16 protein-coding genes are annotated in these 11747 nt (G+C 41.9%); 14 read left to right on the forward strand and 2 right to left on the reverse strand.

The annotated features are described in order from the left end of the window. The first annotated feature begins 51 nt into the window (after positions 1-51). From NYE43_RS07665 to NYE43_RS07710, 10 genes are all read left to right on the forward strand, one after another. Complete coding sequence (locus NYE43_RS07665) at positions 52-570, forward strand: ribonuclease H-like YkuK family protein (protein WP_024121220.1); 519 nt, start codon at positions 52-54, stop codon at positions 568-570. A gap of 139 nt (positions 571-709) precedes the next feature. Continuing rightward, positions 710-901, forward strand: coding sequence for an AbrB antirepressor AbbA (abbA, locus tag NYE43_RS07670; protein ID WP_003218673.1), 192 nt, complete (start codon positions 710-712; stop codon positions 899-901). Positions 902-1039: 138 nt separating this feature from the next. Then, a complete protein-coding gene (gene cbpB, locus NYE43_RS07675; protein WP_024121221.1) occupies positions 1040-1483 on the forward strand; it encodes a cyclic-di-AMP-binding protein CbpB in 444 nt (147 codons plus the stop codon). 146 nt (positions 1484-1629) lie between these two features. Then, positions 1630-2511, forward strand: coding sequence for a transcriptional regulator CcpC (gene ccpC / locus NYE43_RS07680; RefSeq protein ID WP_044156069.1), 882 nt, complete (start codon positions 1630-1632; stop codon positions 2509-2511). 117 nt (positions 2512-2628) lie between these two features. Next, a complete protein-coding gene (locus tag NYE43_RS07685; RefSeq protein ID WP_024121223.1) occupies positions 2629-3105 on the forward strand; it encodes a flavodoxin in 477 nt (158 codons plus the stop codon). After that, entirely contained in the window at positions 3095-3988 is an 894-nt protein-coding gene (locus NYE43_RS07690) for a WD40/YVTN/BNR-like repeat-containing protein (RefSeq protein ID WP_341061481.1), read from the forward strand. The genes NYE43_RS07685 and NYE43_RS07690 overlap by 11 nt, the downstream gene beginning before the upstream one ends. A gap of 15 nt (positions 3989-4003) precedes the next feature. Continuing rightward, positions 4004-4459, forward strand: coding sequence for a flavodoxin (locus NYE43_RS07695; RefSeq protein ID WP_024121225.1), 456 nt, complete (start codon positions 4004-4006; stop codon positions 4457-4459). Between the two features lie 105 nt (positions 4460-4564). Further along, a complete protein-coding gene (gene dapD, locus NYE43_RS07700) occupies positions 4565-5275 on the forward strand; it encodes a 2,3,4,5-tetrahydropyridine-2,6-dicarboxylate N-acetyltransferase (RefSeq protein WP_024121226.1) in 711 nt (236 codons plus the stop codon). 70 nt (positions 5276-5345) lie between these two features. Continuing rightward, positions 5346-6470, forward strand: a complete 1125-nt coding sequence (locus NYE43_RS07705; protein ID WP_341061484.1) for an N-acetyldiaminopimelate deacetylase — start codon at positions 5346-5348, stop codon at positions 6468-6470. A 60-nt stretch (positions 6471-6530) separates the two neighbouring features. Next, positions 6531-6776: a YkuS family protein gene (locus NYE43_RS07710; protein WP_010334064.1), complete on the forward strand. Its 246-nt coding sequence runs from the start codon at positions 6531-6533 to the stop codon at positions 6774-6776. A gap of 34 nt (positions 6777-6810) precedes the next feature. On the opposite strand, the gene NYE43_RS07715 is transcribed toward NYE43_RS07710, so the two are convergent. Next, positions 6811-7614, reverse strand: coding sequence for a mechanosensitive ion channel family protein (locus NYE43_RS07715; protein WP_024121228.1), 804 nt, complete (start codon positions 7612-7614; stop codon positions 6811-6813). Between the two features lie 244 nt (positions 7615-7858). Between NYE43_RS07715 and ahpA the strand changes: the two genes are divergently transcribed. From ahpA to rok, 3 genes are all read left to right on the forward strand, one after another. Next, positions 7859-8401: a biofilm-specific peroxidase AhpA gene (ahpA, locus tag NYE43_RS07720; protein WP_010334066.1), complete on the forward strand. Its 543-nt coding sequence runs from the start codon at positions 7859-7861 to the stop codon at positions 8399-8401. 81 nt (positions 8402-8482) lie between these two features. Beyond that, complete coding sequence (gene ykuV, locus NYE43_RS07725) at positions 8483-8941, forward strand: thiol-disulfide oxidoreductase YkuV (RefSeq protein ID WP_024121229.1); 459 nt, start codon at positions 8483-8485, stop codon at positions 8939-8941. A gap of 451 nt (positions 8942-9392) precedes the next feature. Then, positions 9393-9968: a transcriptional regulator Rok gene (rok, locus tag NYE43_RS07730; RefSeq protein WP_024121230.1), complete on the forward strand. Its 576-nt coding sequence runs from the start codon at positions 9393-9395 to the stop codon at positions 9966-9968. Between the two features lie 41 nt (positions 9969-10009). On the opposite strand, the gene NYE43_RS07735 is transcribed toward rok, so the two are convergent. Beyond that, a complete protein-coding gene (locus NYE43_RS07735; RefSeq protein WP_024121231.1) occupies positions 10010-10975 on the reverse strand; it encodes a hypothetical protein in 966 nt (321 codons plus the stop codon). Positions 10976-11107: 132 nt separating this feature from the next. Between NYE43_RS07735 and NYE43_RS07740 the strand changes: the two genes are divergently transcribed. Further along, positions 11108-11707 (forward strand): molybdenum cofactor guanylyltransferase, encoded by a 600-nt coding sequence (locus NYE43_RS07740; RefSeq protein ID WP_213418585.1) that lies wholly within the window; start codon positions 11108-11110, stop codon positions 11705-11707. Positions 11708-11747 lie beyond the last annotated feature (40 nt).

Here is an 11747-nt window from a genome sequence, read left to right on the forward strand (position 1 = left end):
TAAGGAACATACTTGTTTCATGGTTGTAAATCCTTGAAAAGGAGTGTCGTCATGGCCGATTCTTTTCTGTTTTATAATCTTTCAGAAGCACAGATGACCTTTCAAGATGTGATGGAGCGGCTTAAAGCCTTTATTCGAAGGGATCCCCGTTCTTCATATGTGTTATCGATCGGAACCGATTCACAGGTTTATCGTGATTACACAAAGTTTATTACTGCATTACATTTGCATCGTACAGGCAAGGGAGCTTGGGGCTGCTTGAAAAACCACGCAGTCGACAGACCCATACATAGCCTTCGTGAAAAGATTTCGTTAGAAACGGCGTACAGTCAAGAAACAGCCGCCTATATTCTGGATGGACACTTGATGGATATTACCGATCTGCTCCTGCCTTTTACAGGCGAAGGGGCGGATCTTACATTTGAGGTTCACTTGGATATTGGGAAAAAAGGGCTTACAAAAGAACTGATTCAAGAAATGACAGGGCGCATAACTTCAATGGGGATTGAGGCTAAAATCAAACCGGATTCATACACAGCCTTCAGCTATGCAAATCGTTTTACAAAATAATTCCGGCTCGCAAGCCGAGGGAAATGTCGAATTATGCGGTTGACGATTGTTTTCTGATTACTTATTCTAGCGGTAGAGCTGAAAGTAAGTTTTCTTGCTTTCAGAGGTATTCAGTATAAAACAGGGGGCCTGATTACGAATGAGTCTTATCGGTGAACGATTTACAGAAGAAGAACAAAAACTTCTGCTGAATATCCTGATCAATCATGAGTATGCTATCGAGCTTTTAAGCAGTGAGATCAACGATATAGAGACAGGAACCAAAAACGTTGACGGAACCACCTACAAAAAACTTGTAACGCTATACGACCGATTTCGATTTGAAAATTAATGGCACACCTTATAATTGATACTCCTCCAAAGAGTATCTTTTTTATTGAAGGAAACTTTTCGACAAATACTGATAAAGTTTATATTATTGTAGTATAGGGAATGTATGTGTTGATGAAAATGAAAAGGGGTCGAAAACATGATAAGCTTGCAATCAGATCAGCTTCTTGAGGCAACAGTCGGACAATTTATGATTGAGGCGGACAAAGTAGCGCACGTTCAAGTTGGGAACAACCTGGAGCACGCTTTATTAGTGCTGACAAAAACAGGGTACACAGCCATCCCGGTGCTGGATGCGTCATATCGTTTACACGGCTTAATAGGTACCAATATGATCATGAACAGCATTTTTGGTCTTGAAAGAATTGAATTTGAAAAGCTTGACCAAATTACCGTTGAGGAAGTTATGCTGACTGATATTCCGCGTCTTCATATAAATGATCCGATTATCAAAGGGTTCAGCATGGTCATTGATAACGGGTTTGTTTGCGTTGAAAATGATGATCAGGTCTTTGAGGGGATTTTCACAAGAAGAGTGGTTTTGAAGGAATTGAATAAGCATATTCGCTCATTAAACAAGTAGGCTGCTCAGCCTATTTTTTATTCTATTTGCAGAGCAATAAAGAAAGCGCATACATAAATTGGGGTGAAAAGGACTTGAATCATAAACTAAGATTTTATTAGAATAGAAGATAAGAAAAACTTATTGATAATAAAAAGGAGGACGACATGCAGCTTCAAGAGCTTCATATGCTCGTAGTTTTAGCTGAGGAGTTAAATATGAGAAAGGCGGCGGAACGGCTTTTTGTATCCCAGCCGGCTTTATCTCAGCGTTTACAAACCATTGAAAAGGCGTGGGGGACAAAGATATTTTTAAGATCCCAAAAAGGATTGACAGTAACGCCGGCCGGAGAGAAAATCATTCAGTTTGCGAATGACGTTACGTTAGAGCAGGACAGAATTAGAGAAAATATCGATGAGCTCGAAGGGGAAATTCACGGCACACTGAAGCTTGCCGTCGCCTCCATCATCGGCCAGCATTGGCTTCCAAAAGTTCTAAAAACGTATGTGGAAAAGTATCCGAATGCAAAGGTCTCGCTCATTACCGGCTGGAGCAGCGAAATGCTGAAAAGCCTTTATGAGGATCAGGTTCATATTGGCATTATTAGAGGAAACCCCGAGTGGAAAGGCCGCAAAGACTATTTAATGACAGACCATCTGTATTTAGTCGACACTGAAATCTCTTGTATAGAAGATATTGCTCATACAGAACGGCCGTTTATCCAATTTAAAAGCGACAGCACTTATTTTCAGGAGATTCAGCATTGGTGGCATCAAAAATTTAAAACGTCGCCAAAACAGACTATATTGGTTGATCAGATTGAAACGTGCAAACAGATGGCGCTGCACGGGATCGGATATGCGATTTTACCGTCTGTTACCCTTCAGAACGAAGACAAAGTCAATAAAATGCCTCTGTTAGACGTTAAAGGCAACCCTATAGGGCGGGATACCTGGTTATTAGGCTATGAACCTGCTTTTGAACTGAAGCAAGTTCAAGCTTTTGTTTCAGTTGTAAAGGAGATGCTTGATCAAGAGCACCCATTTTAAGAGAAAAGACAGCACAAGGCTGTCTTTTTTTATTAATATATATTGACAATGAAAATCATTATCATTTAAAGTGATACATATGATATTGAAAATCATTATCAATTAAGAGGTGATAACATGGCAAAAGCCTTGATTACATATGCCAGCATGTCAGGAAATACCGAAGACATTGCCGGAATTATAAAAGATACGCTGCAGGAATATGGTCTAGACATTGATTGCATCGATATGGATGACGCGGAGGCATCGGCTCTGACTTCTTATGATTATGTGCTCATTGGCACCTACACATGGGGAGATGGCGATTTGCCTTACGAAGCAGAGGACTTTTTCGAAGAGGTTCAGCAGCTCCAGCTGAACGGTTTGAAAACAGCTTGCTTCGGCTCGGGGGATTACTCTTATCCAAAGTTTTGCGAAGCTGTCAATTTGTTCAGTGACATGCTGCAAGAGGCGGGAGCTGCTGTCTATCAAGAAACACTTAAAATTGAGCTTGCCCCTGAAACGGATGATGACGTGGAAAGCTGCAGAGAATTTGCAAGAGGTTTTCTTGCATGGGCAGACTTTATGAACAAGGGAAAAAGCCATGTTTCATAAAGGGGCGACAGCTGTTGCGGCATCGGCGTTTTCTGGCTATTTTGTGGCAGTAAAAAGAGAAGGCATTTTTCATTATTCTTTGGAACAAGGCTGGAAAAAGCTTTTTCGTTTAAAAGCGAAAATACACTGCATCAGTTACATCGGTCCTTACTTATTCGGTGTCGGTGAAAAGGGAACGATCATTCGTTCATCTGACGAAGGGAAAAGCTGGACGATGTCGAGCTTCCCGACAAATGCGACAGTGTGGTCGATTACCGGCAGGAATGATGGATTTGTTTGCGCCCATGGCAAGCACTGCATTTATGTATCAGAAGACTTCGGTATTTCGTGGCGGGTTGCCAAACCCTTTGCGGAATTTGAACATCCGCCTGTTATCCGTTCACTGTGTCTGCATGGCGGGAATCTTTATATTGGTACACAAATACACGAATGTTTTGGAGGGATTTGGGCTTACGATTTCAAACAAGGCGCTCTCCGAATGGTAAAAAAAGAAGACAGCCGTATGACGGCATCCATGCTTGTGTTCGATGAAAAATGGCTGATTGCTGCAATGGGCTCTGCAAAAGGAAAGCGCGGAGCCGTCACTGCACAACATATTTTAACGGCTGAAGAAGTCACGATACATTCCAGCATGATCAAAAAAGAAGAATCGTTTCTTGATATTTCAGAGGATGATGGCATTATTTATGTCACAACGGCTCAAGACGAAAATGGCTATTCGAGGATTTATCAGGCTGATCTTGAGGCCCGAGAGCTAAAATGGTTCGATACCATTAAAGGTCATGGATGGAGAGTCGCCAATCAAAAAGAAAATTTCTTTTGTGCAGGCTTGTATGAATGTAAATTTGTCCAGCCGTACGAAGTTTCAGCAATGATTCATTAGAGGAGGAATACGGAATTGGGGAAGATTTTGCTGGTTTACGCAACGATGTCAGGCAACACAGAAGCCATGGCTGATTTGATTGAAAAGGGTCTTCAGGAGGCGGAAGCGGAAGTAGATCGATTTGAAGCGATGGACATTGATGATGCCGAGCTGTTTAATGATTATGAACATATCATCTTAGGAACCTATACATGGGGAGACGGTGATCTGCCTGACGAATTTCTTGACCTTGCCGAAGAAATGGAAGCCCTTGACTTTACCGGAAAAACATGCGCCGTTTTCGGTTCCGGTGATACAGCATATGAATATTTCTGCGGTGCTGTAGATACGCTTGAAGAGAAAATAAAAGAACGAGGCGGCGAAATTGTGCTTCCTTCCGTAAAGGTTGAAATGAATCCTGAAGGGGAAGAAGAAGAAGTATTAAAGGAATTCGGCAGACAATTTGCCAGAAAAAGCGGCTGTGCTGTCTGATAGATGCAAAGGGAACTGCCGAGCGGCTGTTTCCTTTTTTTCTTGTCTTTGTATCTTTCCTTTGATACAGTAATGAGGTAGAAAATCAGGAGGAGGACTATACATATGAAAATGATGGACGCAAATGAAATTATTTCATTTATTCAAAATAGCACAAAATCTACACCTGTAAAGGTTTATGTAAAAGGTGAGCTGGAAGGAATCAATTTCGGTGAATCTGCGAAAGCTTTTCTAAACGGAAACACTGGTGTTGTTTTCGGTGAATGGAGCGAAATCAAAACAGCAATTGAAGAAAACCAAAGCAAAATCGAAGATTACGTGGTAGAAAATGACCGCCGCAACTCTGCGATTCCTATGCTTGATCTTAAAGATGTCAAAGCGCGCATCGAGCCGGGTGCGATCATCCGCGACCAAGTTGAAATCGGCGATAACGCAGTCATCATGATGGGGGCTTCTATCAATATCGGATCAGTTATCGGAGAAGGTACAATGATCGATATGAACGTTGTTCTTGGCGGACGAGCTACTGTCGGTAAAAACTGTCACATCGGTGCGGGTTCTGTGCTTGCGGGCGTTATTGAGCCGCCATCCGCTAAACCGGTTGTCATTGAAGACGACGTTGTGATTGGTGCAAATGCTGTCGTACTCGAAGGTGTAACAGTCGGTAAAGGAGCTGTTGTCGCTGCTGGAGCGATCGTAGTGAACGATGTTGAGCCATACACAGTTGTTGCGGGAACACCTGCTAAGAAAATCAAAGATATCGATGAGAAAACAAAAGGCAAAACCGAAATCAAGCAGGAATTACGCCAGCTGTAAGGAATGATTTGATCAAAAAGGCGTGGATGATATATCCACGCCTTATTCGTATAGGCAGGAGGAAATGAAAATGAAGAAAGAGGAGCTCATTGCAATTCGCAGAGATCTGCACCGTATTCCCGAGCTTGGATTTCAGGAATTCAAAACACAGCAATATTTATTAAACGTCTTGGAGCAATATCCGAAAGACAGAATTGAAATTGAAAAATGGAGAACCGGACTTTTTGTGAAAGTGAACGGAACAGCGCCGGACAAAATGCTCGGATACCGAGCGGACATTGACGCGCTTTCAATCAAAGAGCAGACAGGCCTGCCGTTCGCATCAGAGCATCACGGCAACATGCACGCCTGCGGACATGATTTGCATATGACGGTTGCGCTGGGCATCATCGACCACTTTGTTCATCACCCTGTTAAGCATGATCTGCTCTTTTTATTTCAGCCGGCAGAGGAAGGGCCAGGCGGAGCGGAACCGATGCTTGAGAGCGACGTCTTAAAAAAGTGGCAGCCTGATCTCATCACTGCGCTTCATATTGCTCCGGAGCTTCCGGTCGGCACCATCGCGACAAAAAGCGGTTTGCTTTTTGCGAATACATCAGAGCTTGTCATTGACCTAGAAGGCAAAGGGGGGCATGCCGCTTATCCGCACTTAGCTGAGGATATGGTTGTAGCGGCAAGCACACTCGTTACTCAATTGCAAACGATCATCTCCAGAAACACAGACCCGCTGGACAGCGCTGTGATTACTATCGGTACGATTACGGGCGGCTCCGCGCAAAATATTATTGCGCAAACAGCTCACCTGGAAGGCACAATCCGCACGCTTTCTGAAGAATCCATGAAGCAGGTAAAGGAACGGATCGAAGATTTAGTAAAGGGAATCGAAATCGGCTTCCGCTGTAAAGGAAAAGTGACGTATCCGTCTGTGTATCACCAAGTTTACAATACAAGCGGGCTCACAGAGGAGTTTATGTCTTTTGTTGCTGAGCAAAAATTGGCACAAGTAATCGAAGCAAAAGAAGCGATGACAGGAGAGGATTTTGGCTACATGCTGAAAAAATACCCGGGTTTCATGTTCTGGCTCGGCGCTGATTCCGCGCACGGTCTCCATCACGCGAAGCTGAATCCTGATGAAAATGCGATCGAAACAGCGGTTAACGTGATGACAGGTTATTTTTCTGTTTATGCCAATTAAGTACAATGGAAAGAATAAAATGCCATATGATGAGCACCCTATTTAACGGAGGTGTTCTTTATGACAAAAAAAATAGGAATTGAACAGTCGTTATCAGATGTAGAAGCTGCATTAAGAGAAAAAGGATATGACGTTGTCATGATGAAAAGTCCTGCAGATGCAAAAGGCTGTGACTGCTGTGTCGTAACAGGGCTAGACAACAATGTGCAAGGTATTGCCGATACAGTAACACAAGCACCGGTCATTACAGCTTCCGGGATGACTGCTGAAGAAATTTGCAGCGAAGTTGAAAGCAGAATTCAGTAAAGTGAAAACCGAAGCAAAAGCTTCGGTTCTTTTGTTATTCTGTTTCTTTAGGAAAAGCGCGGTCGAGTGCGGTTTTTATTTCTTTTCTCAGCACTCGTTCGACCCGCCACTGTTCCATATTTTCTGTTTTGGCAATGACTCTGATCACAATTTCAGAGGTTCCCAGCTCTTGAATGCCAATGACATTAGGACCCTCTTTTATTTGCGGAAGAGCAGCTGCCGTTTCGTCACATACATGTTGTAAGATGTGAATGGTTTCATCGAGGTTTCTTTCAGCCGGGACTTTAATATCAACCAGCGCCTGCATCGTGCCGCGGGAATGGTTGCTTACATTTGTGATGTTCCGGTTCGGAATGTAATGCAGTGTGCCGTCAAAGCTGCGGATTTGGGTCGTTCTTAAACCGACCTGCTCCACAATTCCGTCAAAGGTCGCAACGGTTATATAATCTCCGACATCCAATTGTTTTTCAAGCAGAATAAAAAAACCTGTCACGATGTCGCTGACAAGGCCTTGGGCGCCAAAACCGACCGCCAGACCTACGATTCCCGCACCTGCTAAAAGAGCGCTCGGGTCGTAATGAAACAAATCCAGAACCATAACGAAAAAAATAAAAATCAATATGTAAGCAAATACGTTAAGTGTCAGGCTTCGGAGCGTGTGAGCGCGTCCGATAGACAGGCTGTTTTGGGCTTCAAATTTTGCAAATAGATGTTTAATAATTCTCATGCCTACAGATCGAACGATAAAATAGAGGCAAATCATAATGACGAGCTTAATGAGTAAAACACCCGCACTGGTGACAAGACCTGTCCAATCATACTGTGTAATAAAATCCATGTTGGAGCTTCCTTTCTGAATGTGTTGCAGCATGTTAAAGTTTGTTTCCCTATACATGAACATGTTAAACTTTTTACCGTAAAATGTCGAAGGCAAAGACATGTATTCTTTGTTAAAAATTGACTGGGAAAATGCGGTTCGATATAATAGTCATTGTGAGGTTATTGACGAAATAAGGAATATTTTCCTTTATTTTCTTGTTCTTCTGGCTTTTAAAGCCAAACTATCAATTGGAGGGATACATATGGCAGAACGTATGGTAGGTAAACAAGCTCCTCGTTTTGAAATGGAAGCAGTCCTTGCAAATAAGGAATTTGGCAAAGTAAGTCTTGAAGAAAACATGAAAAACGATAAATGGACGGTTCTTTTCTTCTATCCAATGGACTTTACTTTTGTCTGTCCGACAGAAATTACAGCGATGTCTGACCGTTATGACGAATTCGAAGATCTTGATGCTGAAGTGATCGGCGTTTCAACTGATACAATCCATACTCACTTGGCGTGGATCAACACAGACCGTAAAGAAAATGGTCTTGGTCAGCTGAAATATCCGCTTGCTGCTGATACTAACCATGAAGTATCCCGTGAATATGGCGTTTTAATTGAAGAAGAAGGCGTTGCACTTCGCGGATTGTTTATTATCAATCCTGAAGGCGAGCTACAATATCAAACGGTTTTCCATAACAACATCGGCCGTGACGTTGATGAAACGCTTCGAGTACTTCAAGCACTTCAAACAGGCGGACTATGCCCGGCTAACTGGAAACCAGGTCAAAAAACACTTTAATTCTTTTTGAGAACGAAAGAAAAAGGTCTAACAATTCGTTAGGCCTTTTTGACTCTTACTGCTCACTAGGAGGGAAAAGCGATGAAATTACGTCAGCCAATGCCTGAATTGACAGGAGAAAAAGCTTGGTTCAATGGTGAAGTAACAAAAGAACAACTGATTGGAGAAAAACCGACACTTATTCATTTCTGGTCCATCAGCTGCCACCTGTGCAAAGAAGCAATGCCGCAGGTGAATGAATTCCGTGACAAATATCAAGACAAGCTGAACGTTGTAGCTGTTCATATGCCTCGTTCCGAAGATGACCTGGATCTCGACAAAATCAAAGAAGTAGCTGCTGAACATGACATTACTCAGCCTATTTTTGTTGACAGCGACCACGCCTTAACCGACGCATTTGAAAACGAGTATGTGCCTGCGTACTATGTGTTTGATAAAACAGGACAGCTTCGTCATTTTCAAGCCGGCGGCAGCGGCATGAAAATGCTTGAAAAACGTGTGAACCGCGTTTTGGCTGAAACAGAACAAGAAGCTGAATAATTGTGCGCAAATTAAAAACCTGATCCTAATCAGGTTTTTTTATTTGCGCAAAAAAGGAAAAGAGTAAGAAGCTTATTTTTCCATATTTGGGTATAAGAAAAACGCTTTTTAATGATTTATCTTCTAAAAACGAGACCTAATTTCTTATGTTTTTCTGCATATTTAGATATTTTTCATATCCCTGCACGCGAAAATTGTAGATATTACACTAAATTTCATTAAAGAAGTAATTAAAAGATATATTTTCAACTTTATTCCAAATGACTGACATAAGCTCTTGAACCCTTGTGAATAAAGAGGTCTGTTAAAAAATAAAACATTTTCAGAAAATAAGGAATTTTTCATAGAGTAAATATAATAGTAAAATGCTAAAATAATAGTTGATAAAATTACTTTTGTAATCTAATATCTTAATTAAAGATGTTAATTCTGATAGGGGGTACATTGAGGAATGTTTAATGAAAGAGAAGCTTTGCGCTTGCGATTAGAACAATTAAATGAAGCTGAAGTAAAAGTCATTCGTGAATATCAAATTGAACGCGATAAAATATACGCAAAATTAAGAGAGCTGGACAGAAATGGAAGCACTTCCGAAACGAAAAAGGAGTTCCGTTCTGAAAGAAAAACTGACTCTCTGCCAGTTCTCGCCGAGCTTGCAGCTCAGGAAATCAGAAGCTATCAGCCGCCATCACAGCAGCAGTCCGCCCAGCCTCAGCTTCAATCTATTTCCTCTCTTCCTGCCGGTATACCAGATGGAGCGACTAGAAGAAGAAGAGGAACGGCAAGACCGGGATCTAAAGCAGCTAAACTGCGTGAAGCTGCTATTAAAACATTAAAACGCCACAACGCGGCAATTAAGAGCTCCGAACTTCAAAAAGAGATTGAAAAGGAAAGCGGTCTTGAAATCCCTAATATGACAACGTTTATGCAAAGTTTAATTAAAATGTATCCGGAAGTGAAAAAACCGTATCGCGGCCAGTACATTTTAGAGGGTGACATCGAATCAGCTGAATCAGCAACAGAATAAGCACACAGAAAAACTGCTTGGGAGCTCAAGCAGTTTTTTTATTATTGGGTTTTTTTCGGTGAAGGTTTGTTTTCTTTTTCAAGATTAAGCTTATACACCCATTTTTGATAAGGTTTTTCTTCGGCGGCACGGCTCTTCAGCTCTTCAATTTTATGGTTGATAAGCTGGTCAGATGATTGGGCTCTGGTCAGCTGTTTTTGAAGCTCATTTACTTGTTTTGTGACATCTTCAAGGATGGTCTCTACATGACTTGACGGTGCGTAAACGGTTTGAGCTTCTTCTGCCGTTTTTTCTTTCTGTTTCGCACCGCCATCAATATCGGCAAAATGAGAAGCAATCCAGGCATCACTTTCATCAAGCTGCCGTTTGTACGAAATAATAGTTTCTTGAAATAGTTTTTCTTTCGTTTTTTCTATTTCAAGCAGCCTTTCTTTCGTTTCTATGATTCGGTCTTTCATATGATCTATTTCTATTTTGATATGTTTTAGCTGGTATTCTTTTTCTATCATTTGCTCTTTCAAGCGTCCGTTTTCGGCTTTTATCGTTTCAGCTTGCTGCTTCGCTTGAAACAATTCGTTCTGTTCCCGCTGGATAGAGGTATTAAGATGAATAATTTGTTTATGCAAATTTTTATTTTCTTCCTCAATTTTGATTTTTTCGATATGAAGCTTATGTTTTTCTTCGATTTCGGTTTTGCGTTTGTAGGTTTCTGCGGAAAGAAGCTCCTGCAAGGTGACGATTTTATCGAGCAGTTCGGCTCTCATTTGATGCAGTGTATGGCTCGTATAGGAGGCGTGTTGTTCTTTCATTGACATTTGCTTTAGCTCAGCGGACAGCTGCTGAAGTTTTTCTTTCATATTGGTATTTTCTTTGAGCAGTTTGTTATTTTTCTGATGGAAGTAGCTTGCCTCAAGCTCGGAAATTAGTTTACGGCACCTTGACAGCTCTGATTTTAAATAAAGGTTCTCCTGTGACACGTCATGGAAAAAAGGACCTGTTCTTTTCAATCGAACCATCTCCCTCATGATGTTAACATTACAATATGCAAATACTGAACAGCTATTCCTCTTTAATAAACAGACAAGCATTGGCGTTGGGGCCTTGCTTTTGCTATGCTTTTGGTAACTAGAGGTGAGAGCATGAAACATATAAATGTACTTTTAGCAGGAGGAGCCTCACGCCGGTTTGGGGAGCCCAAGGCGTTTGTAAAATGGAGAGGCCGCATGTTTTACGAATGGGCTAAAAAGTCGCTGGGTGAGCAAGTGGTCATCATCAGTCGTCCCGAGTTTATCGATAGATTTCAAGAGAATGGCGAAACCGAAGTGTATCAAGACGCGGAGCCGTTCCAAGGAATGGGCCCATTGGCTGGTATCTATACTGCTTTTGAAAAGACAGACGGTGACCTTTATACGATTCTATCCTGTGACACACCGCTGATACGAAAAAGGACGATGGCGGAGCTCAGGCGCATGGTAACTGCCGATACGGACGCAGTCATCCCGATATCAGGCGGACGAGTGCAGCCATTGATAGCACTGTATCATAAAAGGATCATGCCTATTCTATATGAACAGCTATCTGAGAAAAAATTAAAACTATCAGATTTCTTAGACCGTATTTCAGTTCAGTACGTACAGGCAGAGGAAATCGCGGCAGTGCCGGAAGAGTTTATGAATATTAATACACGACATGACTATAGGCGTTTGAATGAACTCAAGACATTCTCCTGCTGGGACTGACGGGGGGAAATCATGGTATGATTGACATAAAAGATAAGGA

This window comes from Bacillus sp. FSL R5-0434 (assembly GCF_038004745.1).
GTDB classification, from domain to species: Bacteria; Bacillota; Bacilli; order Bacillales; family Bacillaceae; genus Bacillus; species Bacillus halotolerans.